Source organism: Bacillus sp. FJAT-42376 (assembly GCF_003816055.1).
Classification (GTDB): domain Bacteria; phylum Bacillota; class Bacilli; order Bacillales; family Bacillaceae; genus Metabacillus_B.
The window spans coordinates 2,767,203-2,779,829 of the sequence record NZ_CP033906.1 but is presented as its reverse complement, the minus strand read 5'-3'; the positions used below and the strand labels follow the sequence as shown (position 1 = coordinate 2,779,829).

At 43.2% G+C, this 12,627-nt stretch carries 14 protein-coding genes; 13 read left to right on the top strand and 1 reads right to left on the bottom strand.

The annotated features are described in order from the left end of the window. Nucleotides 1–418 precede the first annotated feature (418 nt). The 8 genes from sleB to fni all read left to right on the top strand — a co-directional run bounded on the left by sleB (nucleotide 419) and on the right by fni (nucleotide 7,416). Nucleotides 419–1,345 carry a spore cortex-lytic enzyme gene (gene sleB, locus CEF21_RS13920; protein ID WP_123917323.1) on the top strand — a complete coding sequence of 309 codons (927 nt, stop codon included), beginning with the start codon at nucleotides 419–421 and terminating at the stop codon, nucleotides 1,343–1,345. Nucleotides 1,346–1,360: 15 nt separating this feature from the next. Continuing rightward, nucleotides 1,361–2,710 (top strand): germination protein YpeB, encoded by a 1,350-nt coding sequence (gene ypeB / locus CEF21_RS13915; RefSeq protein ID WP_123917321.1) that lies wholly within the window; start codon nucleotides 1,361–1,363, stop codon nucleotides 2,708–2,710. A 122-nt stretch (nucleotides 2,711–2,832) separates the two neighbouring features. Beyond that, a complete protein-coding gene (locus tag CEF21_RS13910; protein ID WP_123917319.1) occupies nucleotides 2,833–3,492 on the top strand; it encodes a flagellar brake protein in 660 nt (219 codons plus the stop codon). Nucleotides 3,493–3,543: 51 nt separating this feature from the next. Beyond that, nucleotides 3,544–3,717 carry a DUF5359 family protein gene (locus CEF21_RS21330; RefSeq protein WP_164462194.1) on the top strand — a complete coding sequence of 58 codons (174 nt, stop codon included), beginning with the start codon at nucleotides 3,544–3,546 and terminating at the stop codon, nucleotides 3,715–3,717. A 79-nt stretch (nucleotides 3,718–3,796) separates the two neighbouring features. After that, on the top strand, nucleotides 3,797–4,468 hold the full coding sequence (gene cmk, locus CEF21_RS13905) for a (d)CMP kinase (protein WP_123917317.1): 672 nt from the start codon (nucleotides 3,797–3,799) through the stop codon (nucleotides 4,466–4,468). Nucleotides 4,469–4,473: 5 nt separating this feature from the next. Then, the gene (locus tag CEF21_RS13900; protein WP_123917315.1) at nucleotides 4,474–5,055 is read left to right on the top strand and encodes a lysophospholipid acyltransferase family protein; all 582 of its coding nucleotides are present in this window, start codon (nucleotides 4,474–4,476) and stop codon (nucleotides 5,053–5,055) included. A gap of 150 nt (nucleotides 5,056–5,205) precedes the next feature. Continuing rightward, a complete protein-coding gene (rpsA, locus tag CEF21_RS13895; RefSeq protein WP_123920250.1) occupies nucleotides 5,206–6,354 on the top strand; it encodes a 30S ribosomal protein S1 in 1,149 nt (382 codons plus the stop codon). A gap of 12 nt (nucleotides 6,355–6,366) precedes the next feature. Next, the gene (gene fni, locus CEF21_RS13890; RefSeq protein WP_123917313.1) at nucleotides 6,367–7,416 is read left to right on the top strand and encodes a type 2 isopentenyl-diphosphate Delta-isomerase; all 1,050 of its coding nucleotides are present in this window, start codon (nucleotides 6,367–6,369) and stop codon (nucleotides 7,414–7,416) included. Nucleotides 7,417–7,477: 61 nt separating this feature from the next. Here fni and CEF21_RS13885 read toward each other — a convergent pair whose 3' ends face one another. Next, nucleotides 7,478–7,612: a YpzI family protein gene (locus CEF21_RS13885; RefSeq protein ID WP_123917311.1), complete on the bottom strand. Its 135-nt coding sequence runs from the start codon at nucleotides 7,610–7,612 to the stop codon at nucleotides 7,478–7,480. A gap of 123 nt (nucleotides 7,613–7,735) precedes the next feature. On the opposite strand from CEF21_RS13885, the gene CEF21_RS13880 reads away from it, so the two are divergent. The 5 genes from CEF21_RS13880 to CEF21_RS13860 all read left to right on the top strand — a co-directional run bounded on the left by CEF21_RS13880 (nucleotide 7,736) and on the right by CEF21_RS13860 (nucleotide 12,361). Next, a complete protein-coding gene (locus tag CEF21_RS13880; RefSeq protein WP_123917309.1) occupies nucleotides 7,736–8,347 on the top strand; it encodes a YphA family membrane protein in 612 nt (203 codons plus the stop codon). A gap of 386 nt (nucleotides 8,348–8,733) precedes the next feature. Next, complete coding sequence (gene der / locus CEF21_RS13875) at nucleotides 8,734–10,044, top strand: ribosome biogenesis GTPase Der (protein WP_123920248.1); 1,311 nt, start codon at nucleotides 8,734–8,736, stop codon at nucleotides 10,042–10,044. A 34-nt stretch (nucleotides 10,045–10,078) separates the two neighbouring features. Continuing rightward, the gene (locus tag CEF21_RS13870) at nucleotides 10,079–11,116 is read left to right on the top strand and encodes an NAD(P)H-dependent glycerol-3-phosphate dehydrogenase (RefSeq protein ID WP_123917307.1); all 1,038 of its coding nucleotides are present in this window, start codon (nucleotides 10,079–10,081) and stop codon (nucleotides 11,114–11,116) included. Between the two features lie 307 nt (nucleotides 11,117–11,423). Next, on the top strand, nucleotides 11,424–11,627 hold the full coding sequence (locus CEF21_RS13865; RefSeq protein ID WP_123917305.1) for a DUF2768 domain-containing protein: 204 nt from the start codon (nucleotides 11,424–11,426) through the stop codon (nucleotides 11,625–11,627). Nucleotides 11,628–11,644: 17 nt separating this feature from the next. Next, complete coding sequence (locus CEF21_RS13860; protein WP_123917303.1) at nucleotides 11,645–12,361, top strand: hypothetical protein; 717 nt, start codon at nucleotides 11,645–11,647, stop codon at nucleotides 12,359–12,361. The last annotated feature ends 266 nt before the right edge of the window (nucleotides 12,362–12,627 follow it).

Here is a 12,627-nt window from a genome sequence, read left to right as displayed (position 1 = left end):
GCCGAATATTCCTTTTGAAAAGGCCATGTTGAAGCATGCTTTTGCTACTTAACACCTGTTGATTGGAGCGAACGACTGCAGAGGAAATCAACAGCCAAGTTTAACAGCGGTTTTAAAGAAAGCATGAAAAACAATAAAAACCGAACGATTACGAAGCTCTATACCAGAGTTTCAAATAATCGTTCGGTTTTTTTATTCGCTATGTTAAAGCATGTTAATGATTTTTAAACCCTGTTGATTGAAGCGGAAAGCGTGAGACTCCTGCTTAGAGCAGCGGGGTTTTCACAGGGCATCGTCCGGTCTTTACCTCCATCTTCCTTATTCCCATGTAATCCCAATAAAAAGTTCATGAATAAAATGCCATTCACTACAAAAAATACATGTAACAAAAATCATCCATATCATAGGAGGCAGCATCATGAACAGAATTCGTTTTGCATGGATGGTACTTTTCTCAGTTACCTTCATTCTGACGGCGTCTTTCGTATACGAAGATCAGCCTAGGGCAAATGCATTTACACAGCAAGTCATCCAGCGGGGGGCGGTAGGCAATGATGTCATTGAACTACAGGCCAGGCTCCAGTATATAGGATATTACCACGGGAAAATCGATGGGGTATATGGATGGAGTACGTATTGGGCTGTCAGAAATTTTCAGCATGATTACGGGCTTGAGAATGTTGATGGCCTTGTCGGGTTAACAACCAAGCAGAAACTTGTCAATCAGTCAGATTTTAATGACCGGTTTGTTCATCTTCAGCTCGCAAAAGGAAAGGATTTTACGCATTACGGCGGAATGCCGCTGGAAAAACAAACGGGTCCTTCCAAAAAGCTGAGGGAGCAAATGCGGACTAAAAATCAGGGAAACGGTAAAAAAATCGCACAAAATCAGGGGAAGGGTTCAACCAATAATAAGCCAGCCCCAAGCAAAACACCATCTGCACAAAAGCAGAAATCCCAAAATACGGCGGTAAATATGCCGGCGGGCTATTCTCAAAATGACATCCAGCTCATGGCAAATGCTGTATACGGAGAGTCGCGCGGAGAGTCTTATGTGGGACAGGTTGCGGTTGCTGCGGTTATTTTAAACAGAATTGAAAGTCCGACTTTCCCGGATACTGCCTCAGGAGTCATTTTTGAGCCGGGGGCATTTACAGCGGTTGCTGACGGCCAGATTTGGCTAGAACCGAATGCTCAGGCGAAAAAAGCTGTATTAGATGCGATTAACGGCTGGGATCCGACGGAAAATGCGTTGTATTACTTTAATCCGGATACCGCCACTAGCGGATGGATATGGGGCAGACCGCAGATTAAACAAATCGGAAAACATATTTTCTGTAAATAAGAAGGGGGTTATCCAGTGATACGCGGAATTATCATTGCATTTCTTGCAATTGGCGTGATTGGTACCGGATACTGGGGTTATAAGGAACACCAGGAAAAAAACGCAGTTCTGATTCATGCAGAGAACAATTATCAGCGTGCATTCCATGATTTGTCCTATCAAATGGATCAGCTGCATGACAAAATCGGGACTACCCTGGCGATGAATTCCAGGGAATCCCTTTCACCTGCGCTTGCAGAAGTTTGGAGAATTACTTCGGAGGCACATAATGATGTGGGGCAGCTTCCTTTAACCCTCCTCCCATTCAATAAAACCGAAGAATTTCTGGCAAGTATAGGAGATTTCAGCTATAGAGCGGCCATTCGTGATCTGGAAAACAAACCTTTATCCAAAGACGAATACGCTTCCCTGCAGGCCCTTTATGGAAAATCCACAGATATCCAAAATGAGCTGAGGAACGTTCAGCATATGGTTCTCGATAAGAACCTTCGCTGGATGGATGTGGAGCTTGCTCTCGCATCCGGGAAAAAACAGCAGGATAATACAATCGTCGATGGGTTTAAATCGGTTGAAAATAATGTGAGCGCCTATTCAGAAACAGACTTCGGACCTGGTTTCACTTCCATGAAAACGAAAGAGAAAGGCTTTGAGCAGCTGAAAGGGAAGGATATTACAGCAGAGCAGGCAAAGCAGAGAGCGAAAGAGTTTGCATCCACTGAAACCAATCAGGCTAAAGTTACTCAAAGCGGAAAGGGCGCCGGATACGAATTTTACAGTGTGTCCATGTATGACAAAAAGCATAAAGCTGATCTGTATATGGATATTACAAAAAAAGGCGGGTATCCAATCTGGCTCATTCAAAGCAGGGATGTAAAGGAAGCAAATATCAGTTTGAACGATGCTTCAAACAATGCCGTTTCCTTTTTAAAGAAGCATGGTTTCGAGACGGAAGATCTTGTATTAAATGAAAGTGCTCAGTATGATAACATTGGAGTCTTTTCTTACGTGCCGAATGAAAACGGGATTTTGCTTTACCCGGATACTTTAAGAATCAAGGTCGCACTTGATGATGGACAAATTATCGGCTTTTCTGCAAAGGACTTTCTCGCTGCTCACCGGAAAAGGGATATTCCAAAACCAAGTTTAAAAGAAGACCAGGCAAGACAGAAAATTAACCAGAAGGTCATGATCCAGGAAAGCAGACTGGCTGTCATTACTAATGAACTTGGCGAAGAGGTGCTATGCTATGAGTTCCTTGGAACCATTGATGAAGACACATACAGAATGTTTATTAACGCAGATTCAGGAATGGAAGAGAAAGTGGAAAAATTGAAAAACGCAGAGCCGATCTTTAACGAACTATAATGCTAAACCATTATGAAGATGGGATGAAAAAGGAAAAGTCGAGACTTTTCCTTTTTCTTATTCCATGATTTAATAAAGTGTGGGAACAAAATAGAATAGACCGATTTGAAAAGAGTGATGAAATGCTTGAGATAGGGAATTTGTTGACGCTGGAGCTGACCGATGAGCCTGGTGATGTATATAAATGCAAAATCGTATCCCTTGATGAGGGGACATTCTCCATCGACTACCCTCTTAACGAGAAAACAGGAAAAACCGCTTTTATTATGAACGGAGCGATGCTTTCCTGCCTGATTGTCGGAGCTGATCAAAACCCTTACCGCTTTGAAACCGCCGTAATGGGAAGAAAAAAAGAAAACATTCCTGTCATTATTCTTAAAAAGCCGGATCCGCGCGATCTGGTTAAAATACAGAGAAGACAATATGTAAGAATAGATACAGATGTAAATGTCGCTGTCCATTCCCCCTTCAATGCGTTTGAACCTTTTGTCACTGTCACGTCCGATTTAAGCGCGGGAGGTGCAAGCCTTATCCTTCCGAAGAACGCCGGCTTGAAGGAGAAGGAGCAGCTGATCGTTTGGATGGCGATGCCGTTAAATGATGGGACGATAAGCTATGTGACAATCGACTCAGAATCCATCCGGATTATAGAAGACTCTTCTGGCGTAACGAAGGCAACTATTAAGTTTCATGACGTGAGCGAGACAGATCAGCAAAAAATTGTCCGCTATTGTTTTGATCAGCAAATCCTTCACAGGAAAAAAGAAGCTGCCTATGAATAAGAATATCCTCCTGCACCCATACTTTTAAAAAAAGGCAGGGAGTGCTGAGGATTGAAGCGAGCAGAAAGAATGTTAGTGCGATTGATTATTTTTCATTTGGCCGCACTGATTGCCGCACAGGCAATTATGCAGCAGCCGGCGTTTAAGCCCTACGTCTCTAAAGCTGTAAGATATGAGGGCGTAAACAGACAAACTGTCAGTGAATGGCTTGAAACGTTTAAATAAACTGTTTGCAGATGCCGCTCTGCATTCTTTTTTGCTGCGAACCTGCAACGAATCTATTACTCTCAGAAGGAGAAAAAGCATGAAAAAAAGACTATCAGTAGCAATAGATGGACCTGCCGCAGCGGGTAAAAGCACTGTCGCAAAACAAGTAGCAAAGGACTACTCCTATATTTATATTGATACTGGGGCTATGTACAGAGCCCTTACATTAAAAGCAATTCGAACTGGAGCGGATCCAGAGAATGAAGCCGGGCTCATGGATCTTCTTCATTCTATGGAGATCTCCCTCGTTCCCGATGGATCCTATCAGCTGGTGGTCGTCAACGGGGAAGACATGACAGAATCCATTCGTACAAGTGAAGTCAGCAATCAGGTCTCCGCTGTTTCCATGCACCGGATGGTCCGGGAAGAAATGGTTAGAAGGCAGCAGGATATGGCAAAAATCGGCGGGGTAGTTATGGATGGCCGGGATATCGGAACGCATGTCCTGCCGGATGCGGATGTAAAAGTCTTTTTACTCGCATCGGTTGAAGAACGGGCAAAAAGGAGACATGAGGAAAATCTCCGCAGAGGATACGATTCAGACCTGGAGCAGCTTGAAAAGGAGATCGCACGCAGGGACAAGCTGGATTCTGAAAGAGAAGTATCTCCGTTAAAAAAAGCCGATGATGCAATTGAAATAGACACGACATCGCTCAGCATCGCTGAAGTGGTTGACCGGATTAAAGAATTGATGATAGAGAGGCTCTGATAGGAATGTCCTTATACCAATTTGGGAAAAATTTAGTGTTAGTGATCTTTAAACCTATATACAGAATGGAAGTACATGGAGCGGAAAACTTCCCAAAAGAAGGTTCCGTCCTTTTATGCAGCAATCATATCGATAACCTGGATCCTCCAATTGTAGGAGCATGTACTCCTAGAATGGTTCATTTTATGGCAAAAGAAGAACTGTTTAAAATCCCTGTACTGGGCAAAATTTTGATCAAAGTAGGAGCCTTTCCTGTGAAAAGAGGCCTGAGCGACAGGGAAGCATTAAGAAAAGGGTTGAAAATTTTAAAAGACGGAGAGGTTTTAGGTTTGTTTCCCGAGGGAACTAGAAGTAAAGACGGAAAGCTTGGCAAAGGCCTTGCCGGTGCCGGTTTTTTCGCTCTTCGTTCAAATGCGCTTGTCGTCCCTTGTGCAGTGGTAGGTCCGTATAAGCCTTTCAGAAAAGTGCGGATTTATTTTGGTGAACCTCTTAATGTCAGTGAATACCGGGAAAATAAAGTCTCTGCTGATGAGATGACCGGGGTTATCATGAATAAAATTGGGGAATTGCTCGAAAAACATCAGTAAGCAAGAGTTTTGACTTGACAAAAAGTAGCATTTATTAGAAGTTAGTACAAAGAGGGGTTTTCATTTCATTCGTTTATTTGAATGAAATACCATACATATATCAAAGTTGCGCAGGTTTTGACCAAGGAGGTAAATGGAATGGTAGATGAAATGAACAATGGGGAAATGAATAACGTGGAAGTGGCTGTACCTGAAGTAGGAGACATCGTAAAAGGTACGGTAACAAAGGTTGAGGAAAAGCAGGTTATTGTCGAAATTGACAATTGCAAGCATACGGGAATCATCCCGATTAGTGAGCTTTCCAGCCTTCATATCGAGAAAGCTTCAGATGCTGTTCAGGAAAACGATGAACTTGAACTGAAAGTTTCCAAAGTAGAAGAGGAGGCCATTATTTTATCCAAGCGTGCAGTAGATGCGGATAAGGCCTGGGATGACCTTGAGAAAAAATATGAAGAAAAAGGGATTTTTGAAGCGGAAATCAAAGACGTCGTTAAAGGCGGGCTTGTTGTCGACCTAGGCGTGAGAGGATTTATTCCTGCTTCACTGGTCGAAACACACTTTGTCGAAGATTTCGCGGATTATAAAGGGAGAACTCTTTCCCTTATGGTTGTAGAGCTTGACCGTGAAAAGAACCGGGTGATTCTCTCTCACAGAGCGGTTCTTGAAAAAGAAACATCTGATAAAAAACAGGAGCTTCTTGAGTCCCTTCAGGCGGATCAAGTGCTTGAAGGTACCGTTCAGCGCCTGACAGACTTTGGTGCCTTTGTTGATATCGGCGGAGTTGATGGACTTGTTCATATTTCCCAGCTCTCCCATACGCATGTGGATAAACCTTCCGATGTGGTTGAAGAGGGACAGAAGGTTTCTGTAAAAGTGCTGTCAGTAGACCGCGACAATGAGAGAATTTCACTATCCATTAAAGAAACCTTACCTGGACCGTGGGCTGAAATTTCAGATAAGGTCAAAGCAGGAGATGTGAAAGACGGTACCGTCAAACGTCTTGTCAGCTTTGGTGCATTTGTCGAAATCCTTCCAGGTGTAGAAGGGCTTGTTCATATTTCACAAATTTCCCATAAGCACATCGGCACGCCTCAGGAAGTTCTTGAAGAAGGACAGCAAGTCAGTGTGAAGGTGCTGGATGTTAATGAAAATGAACAAAGAATTTCTTTAAGCATGAAAGAGCTGGAAGAGCCTCAAAAAGCCGATGAAACGGATTATAAAAATTATCAGCCAAAAGAAGAGTCTTCAGGATTTTCTTTAGGCGATATGATTGGCGATCAATTAAAAAAACTTAAATAATGGTGATGATTCTTGAGCAGAGCGAAACGCAAACTAGATCATATAAATCATGCATTGTCTACTGGGCAAAGCAGGCAAAGCGGGTTTGACGACGTCACGTTTGTGCACAACAGCCTGCCTGATTCAACCGTTGAAGATATTGATATATCTGTAAACATAGGCGAACTTGCTTTAAGTTCGCCTATTTTCATCAACGCGATGACAGGCGGGGGCGGCAGCAAAACCGAAGCAATCAACAAAGCCCTTTCAGAGGCGGCTGCACAATTTGGAATGGCGATTGCAGTAGGATCACAAATGGCGGCCATCCGTGATAACGATGAAAGGCCATCTTATGAAATCGTACGCAAGTCAAATCCAAACGGTATCATTCTTGCCAATTTAGGCAGTGAGGCTACAGTAGATCAAGCTAAACAAGCAATTGATATGATTGAGGCAAACGCCATTCAAATTCATTTGAACGTTATTCAGGAGCTGGTTATGCCTGAAGGGGACCGTGATTTTAGAGGGGCCCTAAAGCGCATCGAACAAATCGTTCACCATGCAGGAGTTCCGGTCATTGTTAAAGAAACAGGGTTTGGTATGAGTGCCGAAACCGCAGCAAAAATAATCGGGACCGGCGCGACTGCGATTGATGTTGGCGGGTATGGCGGAACGAATTTCTCACAAATTGAAAATGAACGGCGCAGCCGTGCATTGCATGCTTTTAATAACTGGGGAATTCCGACAAGTGTGTCCATTGTAGAAGGATCCGCCTCTGCTGGGAACGCAAGTATTCTCGGTTCAGGCGGAATACAGGACGCACTCGATGCAGCAAAAGCGATTGCCCTTGGTGCATCAGCTGCCGGAATGGCAGGAAGCTTGCTATCGGTTCTGACTGAAAAGGGAGAAGATGGACTTTATGAAGAACTTTCACTTCTTCATGAAGAGTTTAAATGGATCATGTGCGCCCTTGGTGCCTCAACGATCCATGATTTGCAGAACGTTCCCCTTATCCTTTCTGGAACTACTCATCACTGGCTTTCTGAAAGAGGATACCATACATCTGCTTTCAGCCGCAGATAAAAAGGGAAAGCCTATAACGGTCCGATGCCTGTCAGGTTATCGGGCCGTATAGGCTTATTTTTTATTTTCTGTTTCTTTCCCTCGACTGTTCCGGACTCTCAAGACCAGTAGCCCCCTTGTTTTCAAGAGCTTGGTCGCGGTCTGATTCCACTCGTCTGCTTTGCTTCAGTTTCTTTTCCTGACGATCTTTTCCCATCTTTATAACCTCCTTTCAGTTATTGGTAGTTTGCTTCAGTTCTGATAAATCACTCATAAATGCCGGACAGCCGATTAAAAAAGACTTTTTCTTTCCATAATGATAGGGAAAGGAGAGGTCACGATGGAAGGAATAATCTTTTATTGGGTTGCCTGGTCAATGTGGATTGTGTATACGTTTTTAATGAAAAAGACGCTTGTCCGCACTTTTTTGTCTTTCTTTTTTTTAATTCTCATTATTTCTGAGCAGTTTACCTATCACATACCCTTCGGCACAGCAGGGTGTGCTTATTTCCTGCTGTCTGCAGCAGCATATGGATGGACGGTTCGCCACAATCTGCACCGGTCTCTGCGTTTTATGCTGGCGGCTGTAGGCCTGACTGGTGGGTTTGCTGGTCTTAAACTTATGCAGCTTTTTGATCCAGTCTGGTTTACGCTTAGTCCATTTTTCCTACTTTTTTCGATCATGTTTATTTCAGCAGGGTTCATCGGAAAAAACGGTTCAGACAAACTTGCGCTGTTTCTGCTTGCCAGCTGCAATGGTGATTTGCTGTATGAAGGGATAATATTTCCTATTTCAGGATCCATACAGCTAGGAGAGGCTTGGTTTTTGGATTTTGTCCTGCTGGGGATGGCGGGATTTAGTATATGGATGCTGATTGAATACACGCTTAAAATAGGGAATCCGATATTCCAGAAGCAAATAAGGCCCAGACAAAGCAGAAATGCCTCATAACGCTAAAGAGGCAACCCCTAATAACGGCTGCAGAGGCTTTGCATTAAAATATGAGAAATAGATAGACCTAAAAAAAGCCCATTGGGTAACGATTTCATCTAAACCGGTAAAATCAGCCTGGCAATTAAGATGCTGGGCTGCATAAGCGGCCATTGTCCTGAATCCCGCGGCGGCCGGTTTAAATGTTCGACATTAAATTGTTTATTGAGAGAAAAGCTGATATGATAGGTTTGAATGCCCTTCTGCGAAAACTGATGAAGGGTTTATTTAATGAAGATTGAAATGATATGATCGTATTAATAATAAATTCGTTTAATACAAGCAGAAATCGTTTGCCGGCAGAGCAGACTCGTATGCAGGATCGTGTTGGAAAGGATGTAAAAGAAATGGCAAAACCAGTAGTGGCAATTGTAGGAAGACCGAATGTAGGCAAATCCACAATCTTTAACCGGATTGTAGGAGAGCGTGTATCCATAGTGGAAGACCGTCCAGGGGTGACAAGGGACAGGATTTATAACAAAGGCGAATGGCTGAATTATGAATTCAATATTATTGATACTGGCGGAATCGATATAGGAGACGAGCCATTCTTGGCTCAAATCAGACATCAGGCAGAGATTGCGATTGATGAAGCAGATGTCATTATTTTTATGACAAATGGAAGAGAAGGAGTAACTGCAGCGGATGAAGAGGTAGCTAAAATTCTTTACCGTACGAAAAAGCCGGTTGTTCTTGCAGTCAACAAAATCGATAATCCTGATATGAGAGAAGCGATGTACGATTTTTACGCGCTTGGTTTTGGAGATCCATTTCCGATTTCGGGTTCTCACGGGATTGGTCTTGGGGACATGCTTGACGATGTCATTAAACATTTTGCGGGCATTAGCCAGTCCGATTACGATGAAGAGATTATTAAATTCAGTCTGATTGGAAGACCGAATGTTGGAAAGTCATCTCTTGTGAATGCGATGCTCGGCGAAGAGCGTGTCATTGTCAGTGATATTGCAGGGACAACGAGAGATGCAGTCGATACGACTTTTAAACATAACGGGCAGGAATATGTCATTATTGATACAGCCGGGATGAGAAAAAAGGGAAAAGTGTATGAAACGACTGAAAAGTATAGTGTGCTCAGGGCGCTGAAGGCAATCGACCGTTCAGATGTTGTTCTTGTCGTCATTAACGGAGAGGAAGGAATCATTGAGCAGGACAAGAAGATCGCAGGATACGCCCATGAAGCGGGCAAAGCGGTCATTATTGTCGTAAATAAATGGGACGTTGTCGAAAAAGATGAAAAAACCATGAAGGCGTTCGAACAAAAAATTCGGGAGCATTTCCTGTTTTTAAGCTATGCACCGATTGTTTTCCTTTCGGCAAAGACTAAAAAACGAATTCACACATTAGTTCCGGAAATTATTAAAGTCAGTGAAAACCATTCACTAAGAGTGCAGACGAATATCCTGAACGAAGTCGTGCTGGATGCGGTCGCGATGAACCCTACACCTTCTGATAAAGGGAAACGCCTGAAAATCTATTATGCCACTCAAGTTGCAGTGAAGCCGCCCGCTTTTGCCATTTTTGTGAACGAACCGGAACTGATGCATTTCTCTTACGAACGATTCCTCGAGAACCGTATTAGGGAAGCTTTTGGATTTGAAGGGACACCAATTAAAATATTCTCAAGAGCACGTAAATAAATCATAAAGAGAACGATGGGCAGGGGGAGTAATATTGGATAAGATTGCCTTACTTGGTGCAGGAAGCTGGGGAACCGCGCTTTCTTTAGTACTTGCTGATAACGGCCATAATGTTTGGCTTTGGAGTCATAGGAAGGAACTGGCGGAAGAAATTAACGCTCAGAAGCAAAACCTGAAGTATTTGCCGGGGATTGAACTGCCGGATGGAATTACAGCATCAGCCGATCTAGAAGCCGTTCTTGAAGGGGCCAGAACGATTATTATTGCGGTGCCTTCAAAAGCCATCCGGGAAGTGCTGGGGCAAGTGCGCGAAATAATCTTAGAACCTGTTACGATTGTTCATGTATGCAAAGGGATTGAGCCGGATTCCCTGAAAAGAATTTCAGAAATCATTTCAGAAGAAATTCCGGGGGAATGGCTGAAAGACCTTGTAGTTTTATCAGGGCCAAGCCATGCAGAGGAAGTCAGTCTGAGGCATCCGACCACTGTTACTTCTTCTTCTGATAACCTCGAGGCGGCTGAATTCGTTCAGGAATTGTTTATGAATCAGCAGTTCAGGGTTTATACGAATCCGGATCTTGTAGGCGTAGAGATCGGAGGAGCACTTAAAAATGTGATTGCCCTTGCGGCAGGCATTACCGATGGTCTTGGATACGGGGATAATGCCAAAGCAGCTTTGATTACCAGGGGGCTGGCAGAAATTGCGAGGCTCGGGAGCGTAATGGGCGGCAATCCGCTCACTTTTTCAGGACTGACTGGAATTGGAGATTTGATTGTAACGTGCACGAGCGTTCACTCCCGGAACTGGAGAGCCGGCAATATGCTCGGGAAAGGGCATGATCTTGAAGAAGTCTTAAACAGCATGGGAATGGTAGTTGAAGGGGTCAGAACGACAAAGGCCGCTTATCAGCTTGCTGAAAAATACAAGGTAAATATGCCGATTGCTGAAGCTCTTTATCATGTTCTATTTCATCAGCAATCACCTAAAAAGGCAGTCGATTCGTTAATGGGAAGAGGAAAAACCCATGAAATGGAAGACCTTGTGAATATAATGGAGAACCGTTTGCAATAACCATGCCTCTAATTTGAGCAAAATGCATACTATATCTAGAGATTCAAGTCTTTGCCTGTTCCTCAAAAGCCCATGTCTCATGAAAATGGGGCAATAATGCATGAAAATAGGCATTTGAGGATGCAACTCATCATTGGATCGCATAAAATAAACCGAAGCATTTGCAGAGTTGTTACTCTTGACTGGGATCATTAGTCTGTTTCCCCTAAGCTGAAGTAAGGATGCCCCCTCTTTACTTCAGTTTTAATTAGAATAAATTTGGACAAGCCTAAATGTAACCGTTAACATTCCTGCGGGAGGGAAGTTTATGACACCTGGCCTCATTAAAATGTGGATTGCTCTTTCATCCATGGTTTTTATGTTTATTGCTGTTTTTTCTATTTATTTGAGCAGATACAAGATTAAGAGCGGAATTTTAAAAGGAATTGTATCCGCTGCTGCATACCTGTTCATGATATCGGCCGGAATTCTGATGATTTTCGTTGTTTTTAGCGGACCAGTATCCAAATAGCATTAGAGGTGACGAAAATGAAAAAATTAGCTGCTTTTGGATGGATGGCTATTTTGCTGCTTTTAAGCGGGTGTTTATATCCTGATGCAAAGCTTGTACAAAATCAAATTCCTTATGAAAACCAGCTTGAGAGCGTACAAAAGGCAGTGAATGATTACCGGAATGATACCGGAGGGCTATTGCCCATTAAAAACAAAGATATGAAAACCCCAATCTATGAAAAATATCCAATTGATTTCTCAAAAATCGTTCCAAGTTTTTTACCGGAGCCGCCAGGAACTTCATACGAAAATGGAGGAATCTATCAGTATGTTCTGATTGATGCAGAGAAAAAGCCTGAGGTGAAGCTAATTGATTTGCGCATGGCAGAAGAGATAAGAGATTTGCGCATCCGGCTGAGTGCGTATACCCAGTCTAACCGCTACCCTCCATATAAAAAGGTATATGAAGCGGGTGTGTTTTCCCTCGATTATAAAAAACTCGGGCTTAAAGAGGCACCGACCGCTGAGAGCCCCTATACCGGGAACCGGCTGCCTCTTTTAATCGGCAGTGACGGCGAGATTTTTGCAGACTACAGGATTGATTTGCAGATGAAGCTTAAAGAGACAGGAAAACACCCTAAACCAGGCGAAGACATAAGGGATATACTGGTGGAAGATTCCGTTTTTGTACCCGCCTTTTCCAAGCCTTACACCGTTAACAAAAAAAATGAACCCGTTTTTATGAAGAATTGAGGAATGAACCCTTCTGGAGACCCATACACTCCGATAGAAGGGTTTTTTTAAATCCTCATATGAAGAGCAATGGATGAAGAAAGGCAGAAGAAGATGCCTTTCGTGCAAAATCCCGGTCAAGTCGATGCAGCCTTATCTGGCATTGACCAAAACTTGCGGAGTGCCGAGACAGCAAAAAAGAAGGAATTTCGCATTATGTAGTGAACCGGGAATGAAAATTTTTCTTCATCAGGCATAAACAATTAGGACAACATCATAGACATATA